The sequence below is a fragment of the Gordonia sp. WA4-43 genome, from assembly GCF_020520305.1.
Classification (GTDB): domain Bacteria; phylum Actinomycetota; class Actinomycetes; order Mycobacteriales; family Mycobacteriaceae; genus Gordonia; species Gordonia hongkongensis.
Genome location: NZ_CP084736.1, coordinates 2,571,310 through 2,590,091 on the forward strand (window position 1 = coordinate 2,571,310; position 18,782 = coordinate 2,590,091).

The window sequence follows — 18,782 nt, forward strand, 5'->3', positions numbered from 1 at the left end:
TCACCGCCGTTCGGGATATCCGGACAACGGTGCTGCCGAAGCAGTCCGCGTTCGGACTGTCCGTCCCAGCACCCCGCGGACCGCACCCGGCTCCTACGTTCGGTATCGAGCACGCCCGGGGAAACCGAGACGGACGTGCGCCAACAGCTAAGGAGACATGCGATGAGCCGGTTGACCGCCGCCATTGTGGGATCGGGCAACATCGGGACGGACCTGATGTACAAGCTGCTGCGGTCCGAGTACGTCGAACCGGTCTACATGGTCGGGATCGATTCCACCAGTGAGGGTTTGCGACGGGCACGTGACGAGGGGCTCGAGGCGTCGGCAGCGGGTGTGGACTGGCTGCTGCAACAGGCGACGCCGCCCGATCTCGTCTTCGAGGCCACGTCGGCCAAAGTCCACGCCGCTGTCGCACCCCGCTACGCCGACGCGGGGATCACCGCGATCGACCTGACGCCCGCGTCGGTCGGCCCCTACGTCGTCCCAGCGGTCAACCTCCGCGAACACGTGAACGCGCCCAACGTGAACATGGTGAGCTGCGCCGGGCAGGCGACCATCCCGATCCTCTACGCGATCAACCAGGCGGCCGACGCCAGTTACGGTGAGATCGTCGCGGCCATCGCGTCGGCGAGTGCGGGGCCGGGGACCCGGCAGAATTTGAGCGAGTTCAGCGAGAAGACGGGTCGCGCCCTGGCCCAGGTCGCGGGAGCCGACCGGGCCAAGGCGATCTCGGTGATCAACCCGGCCGAGCCGCCGATGAACATGCGCGACACGGTGTATGCGAAAGTCCGCAACCCGGATGCCGGCGCCATCGAACGCGCCGTGGTCGACATGGTCGCCGAGGTCCAGCGCTACGTCCCCGGCTACACACTCAAGCTCGTCGACACCGACGGCGATCTCGTGACCGTGATGCTCGAGGTCGTCGGCGCGGGCGACTTCTTACCCACGTACGCAGGCAATCTCGACATCATCACCGCCGCCGCCGTGCAGGTGGCCGAGGTGATGGCGCAGGAGAAGGCCGGAACAGCGACACTCCAGACAGGAGCACTGCGATGACACGTCAGTCCCCAACCCGCCGACCACGATCGGTCACCCTCGTCGACACGACGCTGCGCGACGGGATGTCGAGTGTGTCGCACCGATTCACCACGACTGATGTCGCAGCGATCGCTGCCGGCCTCGACCGGGCCGGAGTCCCGACCATCGAAGTGGCACACGGCATCGGACTCGGTGCGTCGTCGGTCCAGTACGGCTTCGCCGCGGCCACCGACCCAGAATATGTGCGCGCCGCCGTCGACGCGGTGGACAACGCCGACATCGCCGCCCTCTACGTGCCGGGTATCGCGACGCTGAACGAACTGCGGGCGGCGGTGGACGCCGGCATCTCGACCGTCCGCGTCGCCGTCCACTGCACCGAGGCGGACTGCGGGCAGCAGCCCGTCGAGTGGGCGAAGGAGAACGGGCTCACCGTGATGACCTTCCTGATGATGAGCCACAAACTCGAACCCGATGCACTCGCCGAGCAGGCCGCGAAGTTCGACTCCTACGGCGCCGACGTGGTGTACGTGGTCGACTCCGCGGGTGCGCTCGTCCCGCAGCAAGCCGGCGAGCGGGTCGCAGCACTGCGTGGGGCAATCTCGGCGGACATCGGTTTCCACGCCCACAACAACCTCGGTGTCGGGATCGCCAACGCGCTCACCGCCGCCGAGAACGGTGCCACCTACATCGACGGCTCGCTACGGGGGCTCGGCGCCAGTGCCGGCAATGCCCAGACCGAAGTCCTCGCCGCCGCATTCGAACGCGCGGGCTGGGACACCGGCGTCGAGCTGTTCCCGCTCATCGACACCGCCGAGAACGTCGTGGCCCCACTGATGACCGAGCCGCAGATCGTCGACGAGACCGCGCTCGTGCTCGGCTACGCGGGTGTGTATTCCACGTTCTTCCACCCCACCAAGCGCGCCGCGAAGAAGTTCGGCGTCCCCGCCCGGGACATCCTGCTCGAACTCGGCCGTCGCGGCGTCATCGGCGGCCAGGAAGACATGATCATCGATGTGGCCTCCGAATTGGCGGGCCGCACCTACGAGACGCCGGTCGCGGCGGAGGTGTGAGGAAATGACTCTGTCCAGCCATCTGAAAAACACCGATCAGAGCGGTACTGCCGAGGTTCGCCACCTCATCGGGAACGAGTGGCGGACGGCCTCGGACGGCGCGACGTTCGAGTCGCGCGACCCGCACGACGGCGCGCTGCTCGCCCGGGTGGCGCGCGGCACCGTCGACGACGGCGTCGCGGCGATCGACTCTGCCCGCACCGCTTTCGACGACGGGCCGTGGCCGCAGATGTCACCCAAGGAACGCGCGGCGATCCTGCATGCGGTCGCCGACGCCGTCGACGAGCACCGAGAGGAGCTGGCACAGCTCGAAACCCGTGACGGCGGCAAGACGATCACGCAGTCGCTGCACGCCGAGATCCCGCGGGTGGCCCACAACCTGCGCTTCTTCGCCGATTACGTCTCGATGGCCGCGAACGAGGCCTACCCGGACGGCGATCTGCTCTCCTACGTCCTCTACCCGCCCGCCGGGGTCGTGTCCGCGATCAGTCCGTGGAACGCGCCGCTGATGCTGGCGACATGGAAGATCGCGCCCGCACTTGCCTTCGGCAACACCGTGGTCCTCAAACCGGCACCGCAGACACCGTTGACCGCCAACCGTTTCGCGCAGATCGCGCTCGCGGCGGGTCTGCCGCCCGGGGTGCTCAACGTCGTCCACGGCTTCGGTGGTGAGGCCGTCGCCGGACCGCTGACCTCCGATCCGCGCGTCGACCGCATCACCTTCACCGGATCGAGTGCCACGGGCGTGAAGATCCTGCAGGCGGCCGCCGCGAACCACACGCCTGTCTCGGCCGAGATGGGTGGCAAGTCGGCCAACATCGTGTTCGCCGACGCCGATCTCGACGTCGCCGTACCCATGTCGCTGCGGGCCATCTTCGGCGGCAACGGACAGGTCTGCCTGTCGGGTTCGCGACTGCTGGTGCAGAACTCGATCCGGGAGGAATTCGTCGACCGCTTCGCCGAGGAAGCACAGAAGCTCGTGGTCGGCGACCCCAAGGACCCGACGACGTTCATGGGCCCGCTCATCGAGCAGCGACACCTCGACAAGGTGCACAGCTACGTCGAACTCGCGCAGGACGAAGGCGGCAAGATCATCACCGGCGGCGAACGCCTCACCGATCCGGATCGGGCAGGCGGCTTCTACTATCCGCCGACCGTCATCACCGGTCTGACCAACGACTCCCGCACGGCGCGAGAGGAGATCTTCGGTCCTGTCGAGACGGTTCTGGGTTTCGACACCGAAGAGGAGGCCCTGCGCATCACTAACGACTCCCCTTACGGCTTGGCGGGTATCCTCTTCACGCAGAATCTCGACCGGGCGCATCGGATGGCCGCGCGCTGGAAGGCCGGCACGGTCTGGATCAACACCTTCTTCGAACGCGATCTCCGGCTGCCCTTCGGCGGTGAGGGCATCAGCGGCCTGGGCCGTGAGGGTGGCCAGTACTCACGCGAGTTCTTCACCGAACCCCGTGCGGTGACCCTGCGCATCCGGAAGTAGGACCCGTGTCCACAACCGAGACATGTGTGGTCGTCGGCGCGACCGGCGCGATGGGGACCGTGTTCACACGACGCCTGGTGGCACGCGGGATGCGGGTTCTCGCGGTGGGGCGCCGTGCCGAGGAACTCGAACAGCTCGCGGCAACAGACGAGCTGATCATCCCGTGCGCGGCCGACATCGCCGAGGACTGGTCCGTGGACGCGATCCGATCCTGCCTCGACGGGCCCGTACGACTCGCGGTGTTCGCGGCCGGTCTCCCGGTGCGCGGCTCCGCGGACGCGATCGAGCCATCGCTGCTGGCCACCGCCGCCAACATCAAGGTGGCCGGCACCGTCCGGTTGCTGCGAGCAGTCCGCGACCATCTCGCCGACGGCTCGCGGTTCGTCGCGGTCGCGGGTTCACTCGGACTCGAACCGGGGCCCCTCGACGCGGGACCGGGTACCGCCAATGCCGCGTTGTTCAATCTGATGCGACAGATCTCGGCACTCTATGGACCCCGGGGGTGTCACCGTGCACACCATCGCGCCCGGGCCCATCGACACCCCTCGGCTCCGCGCCTTCGTCGACACCGAATCGCGTGAGACCGGTGCCGCGCCGCAGGAGATCTGGGACAGGTACACGGCCAAGACCACGCTGGGTCGCCTGCCCACACTGGACGAGATCGCCTGGCCCGTCGAGATGTTGCTCGAGCCCCAGGCCGCCGTGCTGCACGGCAGCGTCCTCAACGCCGACGGCGGAACTCGCCACGGCATCCAGTAGCCCGGTCCGAAACGGACGCAGGCACTTCCCGAACGGAGCCAACATGCCGGTTGCACACTTCCACATCCCCGTCGGCAGCGCGTCCACCGAGCAGCGCGCCGCTCTGCTGACCGCCGCGAGTGCGGCCTACTCCCGCATCCTCGACTCACCGATCGAGCGGGTACGCGCCTTCGTCGTGCAGTACGACCCGACCGACCTCGCCGTCGGCGGACAGCTCGTCGCCGACGGCGGGTCGGCAGCCCCCTATTTCACCGTCATCGTGCTCGCAGGCCGTCCGCCGCAGCAACGTTCGGAACTTCTGGCCGCGTTCACCGACCTCGTCGTCGAGCACCTGGACGTTGAACGCTCGGGCGTCCGTGGACAGATTGTCGAGGTGGCGCCGGAGAATTGGGGCATCGCCGGCGTGCCGGCAAGTGATGTCCGGGCGTCGGAGATCTCGATTCGTGCTGCTCGCCATACTGCTCCCTGAGCCGCAAGGACCACACCCACTGGTCCCCGGGGTGCGAGGAGCGCTAGCGACGAGCGACCCCCGCTCCCTGAGGCGCGAGGAGCGCACGCGACGAGCCTCGAAGGGCCGACAACCGCACCTGCTGGTATCTGTAGCGAAACTTTCTGCTAACTAGCATCTTTCGCTACACGATCCCCGCGGCCACGGCGCGTTTCACACTGTGGAGTTGTCAAAGGTCATGTGGCATCGGAGTCGACGCCGGCGGGTCTGGTGGTCGGGGCAGTGACTAGACGAGGGCGTCGTCGAGTCGCATGGCGCGTCGGTGCGACGGTGTCGTCGAACGCCCTGGTCATCTTCGCTTCCGGACGTGCCCACGGAACCAACTCAGTCTTCACATCATGGCGAGGACACTGCACACGCTTGGCGGGCAACTCGAGGAAGCACCGCCAACCGCCCATGTCGAGATGTCGCCACCGTCGCGGCGCCGCAGGTTGATCGTAACCAGGGCAGCGCTTCTTACAGTGCGGGCACCGTGATCGTGCGTTCTTGTGCAGTTCCAGCGACACGACCACCATCTGCCCGCGGTCATCCTCATCGAACCTGACACCCACAACACGGGCACGCTCGATTCCGAGCAACTTCTGCAGTACTCTGACAGTGCGCAACGCCCACTCCTTTGGTCTTGTTCTTCGCAAATCAAAACCTAAGCGAGACTGGGCGTTGCGTGCGTTAGGCTCGCGAAAAGGAACCCACTTCGACGTCAGAAGAGCCCAAAACGTTCGACGACGAGACTTATCCACAACCCGATTGCCGACGAATGTGCCTGTCAGGCAATGTATGTCACACACGCCCCAGCGGTGAACCGTGGTGGACTGTAGTGAACAGAAACCCCACCAGTCACACAGGAGTCACGTCTACGACCCACCAACCATCGTCCTGGAGCTGGAACGAAGTACTTCCGCCAACCTGGCCAGTCGCTGCAACGCATCCGGCTCGCCAGACCCTTCGTGACGCGCCCTCCGCAAGCTCCGCGCGCTCCTCAGGGAGCAGAGCTGACGCGCCCTCCGCAAGCTCCGCGCGCTCCTCAGGGAGCAGAGCTGACGCGCCGCGTCACCAACAGACTTCAACTCGACTCCTAGACTTCGATCGAAGTCCATCGGTCGAGTTGAAGTCTGCCCGTCGCCGGCCGGACCGCAGGTATAGCGGTCTTTTCGGATCAGGGAGCGGGGGTGTGGGCGCAAGATGGTCTCCCGCGCCTCACGATTCCGTGATCGCCGCCTGACGTTCGGCGACGGTGACGTCGCCCGCCGACCAGTGGGTGGTCGGGACCTCGCGGACGCATACTCGGATGTTCGCGATCGGCGCGCCGATCGCACGGTGGGCGGCTGCCGTCAGTTCGCGCATCAGCGCGCGCACCTCGTCGGGTGAACGCCCCTGGGCGATGGTCACATCGATGAACGGCATCTCACCCTCCCGCGATCGTGATCGAGCCGAGCGTGGTGAAGTGTGCCGCGACCCGGCTACCCGGCTCGACCGGCACAGCGTCCGTCATGCCGCCGGTGAGGACGACCCAGCCCGCTTCCAGGGTGACGCCCCGCGCGCCGAAGGTGTTGGCGGCGAACGCCAATGCCTCGGCAGGATGACCGAGCACCGCTGAACCCGTCGCGGTGGCGACGATGTCACCGTCGACTTCCAACAGGCACGCCTCGAGCCCGAAGTCGACGTCCGCGATGTCGCGGATGACCGGGCCGGTCACGTAGACGCCGGAAGAGTTGTTGTCGGCGACCGCATCCTCGAGGGTGAACTTGAATCCGGAGTACCGGCTGTCGATGATCTCGATGGCGGCCATCGCATAGTCGACCGCGGCGAGTGCTGTGGCCGCGGTGACACCGGGACCGGTGAGGGGCCGCCCGAGCACAAAGGCGATCTCCGGCTCGGCGCGCGGATGGATGAGTCGCTCACGCGGAACCGGCAGACCGGCGGGCAGCACCATCGCGTCGGTGAGCCAGGCGACCGACGGTTCGTCGACGCCCATCTGTTTCTGCTTGGCCCGCGATGTCAGGCCCAGCTTGATCCCGGTCACGGTCTCTCCGCGCGAGCGCCGATCGGCGAGCGCGATGTCCTGAGCCGCATAGGCTACGTCGAGGGTCAGGCCCGGCCACTCGTGGTGGATCGAGGTCCGCGCCGTCCGCGAGCGTTCGGCGGCGAGCAGCGTGCCGGCGACGCGGGCCGCACTCCAATCGCCGATTGCGTTGTCTGTCACGTCTTCTCCTGATGGTTCGAGGACACGAGCACTCACGCGCCGGCCAGCACCGCGGTGACGCTGCCAAGTCCGGCGATGGTGGCGACCACGGTGTCCCCCGGTGCGACCGGCACGGCCGCGGTCATCGAACCGGGCAGGACCACGTGGCCCGGTTCGAGGGTGACACCCAGCGGCCCGACCGTGTTCGCCAGCCACACCAGCGAGTTGATAGGGGATCCCAGCACGGCACCACCGGCGCCGGTGTCGACGAGTTCACCGTTCACATGCAGGTTGCAACCGGCCATCCGCAGGTCGACGTCGACGAGAGGCACCGGCCGTCCGCCCAGGATCACCCCGCCCGACGACGCATTGTCGGCGATGGTGTCGAAGATGCCGATCTGCCAGTCGCGGATGCGCGAGTCCACGATCTCCAGTGCGGGGAGCACGAAGTCGACGGCCGCGGCGGCCTCTGCGACCGTGACCCCCGGCCCGCGAAGCGGTTTGGCGAGGACGAAGGCGACCTCTGGCTCGATGCGCGGCTGGATGAAGGTGCCCGCCGGGATCGGGGCGTGCTCGAGATGGAACATGCTCGCGGTGAGGTGCCCGAAGTCCGGCTGGTCGACGCCCATCTGCCGTTGGATGGCGCGGGAGGCCAGTCCGACCTTGTGGCCCTTCACCGCATCGCCGTTCTTCTCCCAGTCCTGAACCTGCGCGAGCGCGATCTCGTACGCGGTCGACAGTGGGTGGCCTGCGAACCGCGAGGCCAGGGGTTCGATCGTGGTGTGGTGGCGGTAGGCGTCGAGGAGTGCCTCGGCGGCGGTGCGGACGAGGTCGGCGTCGTCGGCATGGTCAGTCATGAGCGGCATGGTCTTTCTGGGATGAGGGACAGCGACCGCGGGGTCATCCCGCCACCGCGTGCAGGACGGAGACCTCGCGCTCGGGCAGCCGGATGGGCGTGGACACGTCGCCGGACGAGGTGTTCAGCGCGCGTGACGCGTCGGCGGCGGCCGCGATCACCGCACGCCGGAGTTCGTGTTGGGCCGGGATGAATCTCGTCGCGGGCGCGGTGATCGACATCGCCGCCACGACCACCCCCATCTCGTCGCGGATCGGAGCCGCGACGCAATGCACGTCGGGAACGGCTTCGGCCAGGTCGAAGGCGCACCCCCGACGCAGCACACCCTTCAGTTCGGCCGCCAGTTCGTCCGGGTCCGTGACGGTCGACGACGTGTACCGCCGGAGCTGCTTGTCGGTCACGTTGCGGGCCAGCTGAGCCGGGTCGCATTGCGCGAGTAGCACTTTGCCGGCCGCGCTGCAGTGCGCGTCGAGCTGGGCGCCGATCCGGGCGCCGGACACGTTGATGACGTGATTGCCGAGCACCTTGTCGACGTAGATCACCCGGTAGCGTTCCATGACCGCGAGATGGGTGGTCTCGCCGAACTTCTCCGACAGCGCCTGCAAAGCCGGTGCGGCACAGGATTTGACGTCGACCGTGCCCTGCAACGCCTGGTTCAGCTCGACGACCCGCCAGCCGATGCGGTAGCGGCCGCGGGCGCGGCACTGGAGCAGGCCGATGTCGACCAGTGAGGCCAGCAGCGCGTGTGCGCTCGACCGGGGGACGCCGAGCTCACCCGCGACCTCCGACACACCCCACTCCGGACGTTCGACGGTGAACAGATCCAGCACCGGGCCGATCTTCTGGACGGTCTGCAACGCGGCCATCTCAGGGCCCCACCGTCGACTCGTCACTGAACAACATGGTGGCACCGCCGGTGGCGAAGTTCGCGACATCGCCGGCCGCGGCTTGCCCCTCGGGCGAGCCGAGTGCCTGCCCAAGAGACTCTTTCGAATCGAAGTACAGCTCGGCCACACTGTACGAGGCGGGTTCGGTGCCGTCGAGGGACTCGCATTTGCCTGCGGCGAACCGCCGCAGTCCGGGGATGCGGCGAACCAGCTCGGCATGCTCGTTCTCGTAGTGCCGGTCGAAGGCCGCCGGGTCGAGCGGGTGTCCGTAGATCACGGTGAGTCGGTACATGGCTTGCCTTTCGGGTTCGAGCGGGATGTCACGACGCTGCAGTGGTCGCCACGGGTGCCGCCACGGTGAATTCCTCGCGGAAGATGAGACGGGGCGCCATCCGGCGACGTTTGAGCGCCCGGACTCCGGCCTCGATCATGGCCGGTGGGCCACACAGGTACGCGCTCAGCCCTTTACAGCTCCGGAAGTCCTCGACGACCGCGTCGGTGACCATCCCGGTCGACCCATCCCATTGCTCCTCGCTCAGGACGGGCCGGTAGTGGAAGTTGCCGTGCTCGGCCTCGAGGTCGCGGAAGAAGTCGACGTCGTAAAGGTCGTCGCGGCGTCGGCCACCGTGGTAGAGGTACAGCTCGGGGACCAGACCGTGATCGAGCGCATGTCGGGCGATCGACTTGAGCGGGGCGAGTCCGGTGCCCCCACCGATGAGGATGGCCGGTTCGCTCTGTTCGCGGACGAGGTGGAACTCGCCCAGCGGTCCACGGAGTTCCACCCGCTCCCCCACCGACAGCGCGCTGAAGATCCAACCGTCCGTTGCCCTTCCACCGACGGTGCGCTTGACGTGGAACTCCAGGCGCTTCGGTTCCGACGGCTGGTTGGCCATCGAATACTGACGTCCGAGACCGGTTCCGGGGATCTGCAGTTCCGCGTACTGACCGGCGTTGAACGACATCGGTTCATCCAGGTCGACGACGAGTCGCCGCGTGTCGGTGGCGATGTCGTCCAGGGCGACGACGGTGCCGTCGAAATCGCGCAGCGGATGCCGTGGTGCGCCATCGTCCGACGCGGTGCCCAGTGGTTCGACGACCAGATCGGAGCACGGCGTGGCCAGACAGCCCAGCGCCAGGCCGGCACACCGTTCGGCCGGCGTCAGCGTGTACTCGGGCGAATCATTGTGCGCCACCTGGCCGTCGAGTACCCGCACCTTGCAGGTCCCGCAGGTTCCCTGCGTGCAGGAGTGCGGGAGCCACTCCCCCGCACGTAGGACCGCGTCGAGAACCGACTGGTCGTCGGCGACCTCGAACGGGGTGTCCGAGCCCTGGATACGAACCCGATGTGTGCTGGTCACGGCTCAGACCTCCCACTTCACGTGGAGCTCCTTGGGACCGCGGAAGCCCCAGCCCCAGAAGTTGACCTCGTGGTCGGTGTCTCGCTCGATGTTCGGGATCGTCTCCAGCAGTTCCTCGAGCGCGATCCGGATCACGTTGTTCGCGAAATAGGTTCCGGCACAGGCATGGACGCCGCCACCGAAGGTCATGTTCGGGATCACGGCCCGGTCGAGGTCGTAGGCGGTCGGGGCGTCGTAGGCGTTCTCGTCCTGATTCGCCGACCCGTAGGACAGCATCACCACGGAGTTCTGCGGGATCGTCACACCGCCGACGACGACCTCGTCGGTGGCGATCTTCGCGGCCGCCGACCAGATCGGCGCGACCCACCGCATACCCTCACCGACCGCCCTGGGGATGAGGCCGGGATCGTCGACGACCCGCTCCAGCTGTTCCGGCCGGCTGAACAGACCGGCGAGTGTGGTCGCCATCGCATGTCCCGGCTCCTGCATCGCCCCGAGAAGGAACACATACAGGTTGGGGTAGATGACGTCGCGGCTGCGCGTCTGGCCTTCCGGCATCCCGTCGTGGAGCCAGTGCGAGATCGCGCTGTGATCCGGGTTGACGATCCACTCGTCGATCTTGGGGTCGACGTGCGCGATGATCTCGGCCTTCGCCTCGTCCCCCGGGACGAAGCCGTCGGGATTGGCGAACTCGCCGTCGGGCGTCATCGCGGAGTTGGTGAACGAGCCGCTGAGCTTGTGGAACCACTCCCGCAGTCTGTCCGTGCTCACATCTCCGAGGCCCAGCAGGTCGCCGAGGGCACGGACACTGACCGGTTCGCAGTACTCGGCGACGATGTCGGCCGAACCGTTGTCCTCGATCCGCTCCAGCAGTTCGCGTGCGAACGGACGCACCAGATCGTCGATGTAGTCGTCGACAGCCGACGGTTGCAGATGCGGCTCGACCATGTCGCGCAGGTCGCGATGCTCGGGGCCGTTCGAGTTGAGCAGCGCACCGTGGCCGAACGTGCGTCCGCCGGCCGGGGAGATCACCGCAGGCCAGGTGTCCGAGTCCTTCGCGATCTGCATGCAGAGTTCGCGGGTCGAGACGATGTACATCCCGAGTGACGGCACGAACGCCACCGGCGCCTCCTTTCGGAGCCGCTCGTAGAAGGGGTACGGATCGGCCTCCAGCTCGGCCATCGTGATCTCTTCGACGAACTTCGGGGTGACCTCGTGGGAGGGCTGTACTGCGGTCATGTGACTCTCCGTTGTCGTTCCGGATATCTGTTGTCTGGGGCCGGCTCGTTCGGTCATGCCGCCGGCCACGTCGGCGATGTCTTGTGATCTGGAACACTATGGGTGGAGGTGGTGGGAGAGAATGACTGCGAACGCACCGATGGATGACTCCGCGCGCACCGCCGGATCCGTGGAACTGAGCACCCGCGAGCTTGCGAGTGCCGAGGGCCGGGTGCGGTGGGCCGAGGCCCTCGACGCCACCTTCTGCGAGATGGACATCGACTGGCCCCAGGACCGACGCCCGTTCACCGCACAGATCGTCGCCCGACCCGTCGGCGCCCTGTCGGTCAGCGTGGTCCGCGCCGATCCGCACACCGTCGTGCGCACGCCGGCGATGATCGAATCCGATCCGGCCGACGACTATCTGCTGTGCCTCATCACGCGGGGAGCAGCCACGATCGCGCAGGGCGAGCGGACCGGACTCCTGCAGCACGGCGCCTTCGGGATCATCGACGCCACTGCACCTTTCGTGGTCAGCGGCGCCACCGAGTTCGAGCAGATCGTGGTCCGCGCCCCGCGCGAGCAGCTCGCCGCACGGACGACACACGACGTCATCGACGACGCGACGGGCCGCGCGATCGCGGTCGACTCGGGCATCGGACGGCTGGTGTCGGGCTTCCTGGTCGACGTCGCAGCCCAGGTGCAGGGAATCTCGGTGCCCGCGTCCGCCACGGTGGCGACCGCCGTGCTCGACATGGTCGCGGGTGCGGTGACCGAGCAGATCTCACCCCGCACTGCGACCGACCGGATACATGCCGCCGACCTGCGGGTCGTCCAGAACGCGATGCTGGGGCACCTCCACGATCCCGACCACACCGTCGCGCTCGTGGCCGCCGAGGTCGGCATGTCGGTGCGCTACGTGCACAAGCTGTTCAGCACCACCGGCACGACACCGCGGGCCTGGCTGTACGCTCGACGCCTCGAGAAGGCCCGCGCCCTGCTCGCCCAGAGCGAGCTCGGCGTCGCCGACATCTGCGCCCAGGTCGGGTTCCGCGACCCGTCGCACTTCAGTCGCGCTTTCAGCCGGGCCTTCGGGGTCAGTCCGTCTCGGTACCGGACCGCCGCTCTCTGAGCAGTGCCCTCCCTAGGATGGTCCGTACGCGACCGCAGGAAGGGACCCATGACGACCAGCGACACCGAACGCAGTGCCCGATTCACCCACTCCGAGTCCATCGCCGTCGACGCCACGCCTCAGCAGGTCTGGGACGTGGTGACCGACATCGCGCGCACCGGCGAGTGGAGCCCGATCTGCAAGGCCTGCTGGTGGGAGGACCCGGCGACCGGACCCGTGGTGGGCGCCTACTTCCACGGCCGCAATGAAACCCCCGAACGCGTGTGGGAAACCCGCTCACGGGTCGTCGTCGCCGATGAACCACGGGAGTTCGCGTGGATGGTGAACGAGAACGCCGTCCGCTGGTCGTACACGATCACACCCGACGGTGACGGCGCGACGCTGACCGAGTCCTGGGCCGTCCACCCGGGCGGCTTCGAGCTGTTCGCACAGCGGTTCGGGGACGACGCCGACGCCCAACTCGAGCAGCGCCGCGACGCCGCGTTGTCGGGGATCCCGGTCACCCTCGCGGCGATCAAGGAGATCGTCGAACGCGTCTCTGCTCCCTGATCCGGAAGAACGACCTGGCCCCGCTCCCTGAGGAGCGAGCTTGCGAGCGTCACGAAGGGTCCCGCAAGGCGTCTCACCAGGCCCTTCGAGGCTCGTCGCTTGCGCTCCTCGCACCTCAGGGAGCAGTAGTTGGGCTCGCTCCTAGCACAAACAGGCTCTTTCGGATCAAGGAGCGCAGGCTCTACGAGCTGGCCACCTGCGAGTCCTGCCGACCCCACGCCGGCGACTTCTCGATCGCGCCGATGATCTGGGGCCGGAGCTCGTCGGCCTGGATGACCGCGTCGACCGAACCGACTTCGACGGCGCGTCGGATGCTGTGCACCGCGTCGAACTCCGCGGCGATCTCGCTGATCTTCTCCGCGCGCACCGACTGACGCAGATCGGCCAGCTCGGCGTTGAGCCGTGAGCGGTCTGGGCCGGTGGCCTGTGCGGTCTCCGCCTCGAGTTCACGCACCCGCGCGTCGGCACTCACCCGCTTGGCCACATCGCCGGCGAAGACCACCGCCGCCGCGGGGGCACCGCCGAGCACCGACGCGAACGACCCGTCGATCGCGAGCACGGTCATGTTGGGGTTCAACGCCTTCGAGAACACCACGAATGCACCACCGTGGTAGCGCGAGATCACGCAGAACACGATGGGGCCCTCGAAGTTCACGATGGCCCGCCCGATCTCCGCGCCGTACTCCAGCTGGAGCTTGCGCAACGACTCCGGCGATCCGTCGAACCCGGACAGGTTGGCCAGCACCACGAGCGGTCGGTTTCCGCTGGCCACGTTGATCGCGCGCGCCGCCTTCTTCGACGACTGCGGGAACAGCGTGCCGGCCGTGTAGGTGTCGGGACCGTCCGTGGGGGTGTATCCCCGGCGCGGCACCTCCCTCGACTCGATACCCAACAGGCACACCGGGATTCCGCCCATGTGCAGATCGCACACCACCGCGGTCTCCGCGTCGGCCATCCCCGCCCAGCGCTCCAGCACCGGGTGGTCCTGGTCGGCGACGGCGCGGATCACCGTGCGGATGTCGAAGGGCTTCTTGCGGTCCGGGTTGGTGGCCGCCGAGAAGATCTGCCCGACCGTGGTGAAGTCGCTGCCCGCCAGGACGTGCGGGTAGTCGGAGATGTCGCGGTCCACCGGGTCGCTCGTGATCGCGCGACGCGGGGTCTGCTCGCCCGACGCCACGTAGGTGTGCTCGTAGTGAGCCATCAGAAGATCCCGTGCGGCACCGAGATTCGGCGCCCAGTACTGCGCCTGACCGTTGGGGCCCATGACGCGGTCGTAACCGCCGATGCCGAAGTTGTCCTCCGCCGACACACCGCCGGAGAAGTCCAGCGACTGCTTGCCGGTGAGCACCATGGCCGACTCCGGTGTCATCACGAGGATGCCCTTGGTGTGCATGAGCATCGTCGCCTCGGCGTTCCAGTACGGCTGCCCGCCCACGTTGATCCCGGCCACGACGATGTTGATCTCACCGCCGGCCTGCGTGAACTCGACGATGCGCTTCAGCGCCCGGGCGATCCAGTCCATGTTCTCCGTGCCGGAATCCATGGAGATCCGCGCGCCCGACGACAGTGCGTACCACTCGAGCGGGACCTGCATCTGCTCGGCGAGGTCGAGCGCCGCGACCAGCCGGCTGCACTCCGGTTCCGCCAGTGCGCCCAGCGATTTCGTCGGGTCGCCGAGCAGGACCACGCGGGTGACACCGCGCGGGTACTTCTCGGTCGGGGTGGTGACCACACCGGCGACGATCGCCGCGGAGTTGCGACCCTTGGCCCGGTCGACCGGCACCAGACGCTGCTCGGCGTCGAGGTCGTACTCGGTGAAATCGCCCAGGATGGCGGCCAATTCGTACGGATAGACGGTGTTGCGCTTCGCTGCCCGCAGCACCTTCTGGCGGTACTCGTCGACCGGTTCGATCGGCTCGTCGGTCGGGTCGACGACCCGGACGTCGAACCCGCCGGTCGGGTTGACCGAGAAATGGACCGAGACCTTGCTCAGCTCGCCGGTGTCGCGGTCGCGGCGACGCGCGATGAGCTGGACCTCTTCGAGCCCCACTCCCTGTGTCGTGCCGCGGATGTGGTCGGCGATCGCGTCGAGGACGTCGGCGTCGACGTCGATCGGCGGCCACACGTACATGATGATCCGGTTGGCGCTGGACAGGTTGGTGGAACCGCGCTGCGCGCGCCGGATCGAGTCGACGCACGACGCGAGCGCCGCCTCGGCGGTCGGCAGCGTCAGCAGGCGGCCGTCCTGGTCGCGCAGTGCGGTCAGGTCGCGGACCTGCGCGAAGGCGACGAGACGGCGATCCGACGCGTTCTCCCGTGCGACACAACGGAAGAGGTAGACCTCTTCGTCGTCCGACGACGGCAGTCGGGTGAGGTCGAACTTGCGGAGCCGTTCCATCTGCATGCGCTGCGCGATGTAGGGGTGCAGTCCGCGGATCAGGCGTTCCTCGGCCATACCGGTCGCCGACGGCCGGAAGGTCACGTGGTGATGCATCCGCGCATCGGCACTGCCGGCGACCGTGATGGTGACGCGGTGCACCTGCGGCGGAAGCGAACTGGTGGCGACGATGTCGTGCAGTGTCCCGGCGAGCACGTCGAAGTCGTCGGGTTGCTGCTCCCACGCCAGGTAGATGTCGGCATCGACCGCGGCGGTGTCGCGGGCGAGTTCGGCGAGTCCGCCGATCGTCGCCGGCAGGGCGTCGAAACCGACTGCGGCCGAAGCGATGTCACCGGCATCTCGCTGGGCGACCACGAACGTCGCCCCGCCGGCCTCCCGGATCCGGATGTCGGCGAGGCCGCGGTTGCCGTAGTAACGCCGGGTCAGCACCTCGAGCATCACCGTGTTGTCGGCGTGCCGCTCGATGCGCTGGCCGAGAAGCCGGACGAGCGGTTCGGTGCTGCGCACCATGTCGTCGATGCGGCTCGTGCGGTCGGCGGCGTCGGGGTTCTCGTCGAGGTACTTGAGCTGCTTGCGCACATTGCTGTAGACGCGGGCGCGGTCGCGCAGCAGCAGCGGCTGGCCGTACCAGGCGTAGATGACGCCGCGGGCGAGGTCGGCGACGGCCGGGAAGCGGACCTGGGTGGCGGCGACGAGGCGGTCGAGGGCCGTGCCCACCGCGTCGCGCAGTTCGTCGCGCGGGGTCGGCTCGTCGAGCCATTCCAACAGCAGCGAGCTGATCACCGCGGCCGAGTCGTTCGGGTTCTGCAGCGCGAGGAAGATCCGGAACACCGCGGCCTCGAGCTCCGGGGTGCGCTCGAGGTCGGTCACGCCGTAGTGGCTGAGCGCGCGGCTCAGCTGGTCGTGGAACGCCGCGGGCAGCCCGTCGCGTTCGACGTCGAGACTCTGCAGGTAAGTGTGGAAGTTCTCGCGTGCGCTGTGGACGTGCTCGACACCGACCTCGTGACTCGACGGCCGGTTCTGGCTCAGCTCGGCCAGGTCGGCGAACACCGTCACCAGTTCGAGTTCGTCGGCCAGCGGACGACGGCCGCTGTCGAATGCGGCGCGCCGTACGGCGAGGTACTCGTCGAGCAGGCGCATCCGGTGGTTCGGGTCGACGTCGAAGCCGAGCAGCTGGCTGCGGAGGTCTTCCTGACTCCGGGTGGTGCGTTCGGTGGGATCGACCTCGAGCTCGGCAGGCAGCTCCAGGTCGACGGCGCCGGCGGCCACCTCCTCGACGGCGTCGTCCTCGTCGTCGGCGAGCGGTTCGAGGCGCATCAGGGTCGCGCCCGTCTCCACCTGGGTGCCGACCGACACCGCGCACTCCTTGACACGTGAGCGCACCGGCGCGCGCAGGACGGTCTCCATCTTCATGCTCTCCAGCACGAGGATGGGGGCGCCCGCGTCGACCTCGTCGCCGGCCTGCAGCGGCGTCGCGACGACGAGCGCCGGCGCGGGCGAGCGCACCACACCACCCTCGTCACGGCTGACGCGGTGGGTGACGCCGTCCACGTCGACGAGGTGGATCGGTCCGTGGGTGTCGGTGAGCAGGCGGTAGCGCACCCGGTTGACCACGAGCTGCGCGGCGTGCTCGTCGAAGCGTTCGAGGTCGACATCGGCGGTGCGGATCTCGCCCGGCGCCTCGATGGTCACGCGGAAGCGATGCGCGCCGATGGCCCCGACCCGGACGCGATAGGCGACGCCGCGCAACTTCAGATCGAGCGGACGGCCGCTGTCGTGCTGTACCTGCGGACGACCGCCGGAGGCCGTCGACATCAGCCGCTGCCGCTCGACGAGTTCCTCTTCCTCGTACGCGTCGATGGCGGCGGCGATCAGCGCGATCGCCGAGTGCCGGTTGGCGACGAGGCCTCCTTCGGCACGCACGCGGTCAATCCAGCCGGTGTCCGCGCTACCGTCGATGACCTGCGGCTGCGCGAGCAGCTCCAGCACGAAGCTCTTGTTGGTCGCGCCGCCGGCGATGATCACGCGGGTCTCGCGCATGGCCCGGCGGAGGCGGCCGAGGGCCTCGTCGCGGTTCCGTCCGTAGGCGATGATCTTGGCGATCATCGAGTCGAAATCGGCGGGGATGGTGTCGCCCTCGCTGACGCCGGTGTCGACGCGGATACCGGGGCCGGCGGGCAGCTCGAGCAGGTCGATACGGCCGGGCGCGGGGGCGAAGTCGCGGTCGGGATCCTCGGCGTTGAGGCGGGCTTCGATGGCATGCCCGCGCTCGACCGGGGGCTCACCCTCGAGGCGGCCGCCCGACGCCACGTGCAGCTGGGCACGGACCAGGTCGAAGCCGGTCGTCGCCTCGGTGATGGGGTGTTCCACCTGCAGGCGGGTGTTGACCTCGAGGAACGCGAGCAGGTTCTCGCCCGGGTGGTAGAGGAACTCGACGGTGGCCGCGCCGCGGTATCCCACGGCCACGGCGAGCCGCTCGGCCGACGCCTTGAGCTCGGCGACCCGGTCGGCGGGAAGTACCGGCGACGCGGATTCCTCGATGATCTTCTGGTTGCGTCGCTGAACCGAGCAGTCGCGGACGCCCAGCGCCCACGCGGTGCCCTGGCCGTCGGCGATGACCTGGACCTCCACGTGGCGCGCGCCGGTGACGAGTCGTTCCAGGAACACCACGCCACTACCGAAGGCGCGCTCGGCCTCCTCGCGGGTGCGGGTGTAGGCGTCACGGAGATCGGCGTCGCTGGTGACCTTGCGGATGCCGCGGCCACCACCGCCGGCGGTGGCCTTCAGCATCAGCGGATAGCCGATCTGGGCTGCCGCGGCCACGGCTTCGTCGAGGGTGTCCACACCGCCGCGGCTCCACGCCGCCACCGGGACGCCGACTTCTTCGGCGATGAGCTTGGCGCCGATCTTGTCGCCCAGTTTGCGCATCGCCTCGGCCGACGGCCCGACGAAGGTGACGCCGATGCGGTCGCAGAGTTCGGCGAACAGCGGGTCCTCGGCCACGAAGCCCCAGCCGACCCATGCCGCGTCGGCGCCGGTCTCCAGCAAGGCGTGCTCGAGCACCTTCATGTTCAGGTACGGACGCGACGCCGCGGGCCCGAGGTCGTATGCGACGTCCGCCTCACGTACGAACGTCGCGTTGCGGTCCACATCGGTGTGCAGCGCGATGACCTCGATGAGTTGCCCGGTCTCTTCCGAGAGGCCCCGAACGGCGTGGATGAGCCGCATCGCGGCCTCACCTCGGTTCACGATGGCGATACGAGAAAACAACACCGGCTCCATTCACGTCGTCGTCGTGCGGTTGAAGGTCCGCAGGTACGGTACAGCGC

The 18,782-nt window shown here is 68.1% G+C and carries 15 protein-coding genes and 1 pseudogene; 7 read left to right on the forward strand and 9 right to left on the reverse strand.

Annotated elements, in window-relative coordinates; all coding sequences use genetic code 11:
- Nucleotides 1–162 precede the first annotated feature (162 nt).
- The 5 genes and pseudogenes from LEL84_RS11520 to LEL84_RS11540 all read left to right on the forward strand — a co-directional run bounded on the left by LEL84_RS11520 (nt 163) and on the right by LEL84_RS11540 (nt 4,834).
- Nucleotides 163–1,056: an acetaldehyde dehydrogenase (acetylating) gene (locus tag LEL84_RS11520; protein ID WP_137809479.1), complete on the forward strand. Its 894-nt coding sequence runs from the start codon at nt 163–165 to the stop codon at nt 1,054–1,056.
- Nucleotides 1,053–2,108, forward strand: a complete 1,056-nt coding sequence (gene dmpG, locus LEL84_RS11525) for a 4-hydroxy-2-oxovalerate aldolase (RefSeq protein WP_226514129.1) — start codon at nt 1,053–1,055, stop codon at nt 2,106–2,108. The genes LEL84_RS11520 and dmpG overlap by 4 nt, the downstream gene beginning before the upstream one ends.
- Before the next feature lie 4 nt (nt 2,109–2,112).
- On the forward strand, nt 2,113–3,606 hold the full coding sequence (locus LEL84_RS11530; RefSeq protein ID WP_078113760.1) for an aldehyde dehydrogenase: 1,494 nt from the start codon (nt 2,113–2,115) through the stop codon (nt 3,604–3,606).
- A gap of 50 nt (nt 3,607–3,656) precedes the next feature.
- Nucleotides 3,657–4,365: pseudogene (locus tag LEL84_RS11535) on the forward strand (SDR family NAD(P)-dependent oxidoreductase).
- Nucleotides 4,366–4,408: 43 nt separating this feature from the next.
- Nucleotides 4,409–4,834: a tautomerase family protein gene (locus tag LEL84_RS11540; RefSeq protein ID WP_226514130.1), complete on the forward strand. Its 426-nt coding sequence runs from the start codon at nt 4,409–4,411 to the stop codon at nt 4,832–4,834.
- A gap of 215 nt (nt 4,835–5,049) precedes the next feature.
- On the opposite strand, the gene LEL84_RS11545 is transcribed toward LEL84_RS11540, so the two are convergent.
- From LEL84_RS11545 to LEL84_RS11580, 8 genes are all read right to left on the reverse strand, one after another.
- On the reverse strand, nt 5,050–5,388 hold the full coding sequence (locus tag LEL84_RS11545; protein ID WP_226514297.1) for a transposase family protein: 339 nt from the start codon (nt 5,386–5,388) through the stop codon (nt 5,050–5,052).
- 682 nt (nt 5,389–6,070) lie between these two features.
- Nucleotides 6,071–6,277 (reverse strand): tautomerase family protein, encoded by a 207-nt coding sequence (locus LEL84_RS11550; protein ID WP_058249708.1) that lies wholly within the window; start codon nt 6,275–6,277, stop codon nt 6,071–6,073.
- A 1-nt stretch (nt 6,278) separates the two neighbouring features.
- Complete coding sequence (locus tag LEL84_RS11555) at nt 6,279–7,076, reverse strand: 2-keto-4-pentenoate hydratase (RefSeq protein WP_226514131.1); 798 nt, start codon at nt 7,074–7,076, stop codon at nt 6,279–6,281.
- 32 nt (nt 7,077–7,108) lie between these two features.
- Complete coding sequence (locus LEL84_RS11560; protein ID WP_226514132.1) at nt 7,109–7,912, reverse strand: 2-keto-4-pentenoate hydratase; 804 nt, start codon at nt 7,910–7,912, stop codon at nt 7,109–7,111.
- A gap of 43 nt (nt 7,913–7,955) precedes the next feature.
- Nucleotides 7,956–8,777 (reverse strand): IclR family transcriptional regulator, encoded by an 822-nt coding sequence (locus LEL84_RS11565; RefSeq protein WP_226514133.1) that lies wholly within the window; start codon nt 8,775–8,777, stop codon nt 7,956–7,958.
- 1 nt (nt 8,778) lies between these two features.
- Nucleotides 8,779–9,090: an EthD family reductase gene (locus LEL84_RS11570; RefSeq protein ID WP_065632480.1), complete on the reverse strand. Its 312-nt coding sequence runs from the start codon at nt 9,088–9,090 to the stop codon at nt 8,779–8,781.
- A gap of 28 nt (nt 9,091–9,118) precedes the next feature.
- Nucleotides 9,119–10,156, reverse strand: coding sequence for an NADH:ubiquinone reductase (Na(+)-transporting) subunit F (locus tag LEL84_RS11575; protein ID WP_413466961.1), 1,038 nt, complete (start codon nt 10,154–10,156; stop codon nt 9,119–9,121).
- 3 nt (nt 10,157–10,159) lie between these two features.
- A complete protein-coding gene (locus LEL84_RS11580) occupies nt 10,160–11,395 on the reverse strand; it encodes a cytochrome P450 (protein WP_226514134.1) in 1,236 nt (411 codons plus the stop codon).
- Between the two features lie 121 nt (nt 11,396–11,516).
- Here LEL84_RS11580 and LEL84_RS11585 point away from each other — a divergent pair, with 121 nt between their 5' ends.
- Nucleotides 11,517–12,506, forward strand: coding sequence for an AraC family transcriptional regulator (locus LEL84_RS11585; RefSeq protein ID WP_226514135.1), 990 nt, complete (start codon nt 11,517–11,519; stop codon nt 12,504–12,506).
- Nucleotides 12,507–12,554: 48 nt separating this feature from the next.
- Nucleotides 12,555–13,055, forward strand: coding sequence for an SRPBCC family protein (locus tag LEL84_RS11590; RefSeq protein WP_226514136.1), 501 nt, complete (start codon nt 12,555–12,557; stop codon nt 13,053–13,055).
- Between the two features lie 181 nt (nt 13,056–13,236).
- Here the strand turns inward: LEL84_RS11590 and LEL84_RS11595 are convergent, their stop codons facing one another.
- Nucleotides 13,237–18,735: a carboxyl transferase domain-containing protein gene (locus LEL84_RS11595; protein ID WP_226514137.1), complete on the reverse strand. Its 5,499-nt coding sequence runs from the start codon at nt 18,733–18,735 to the stop codon at nt 13,237–13,239.
- Nucleotides 18,736–18,782: the final 47 nt, after the last annotated feature.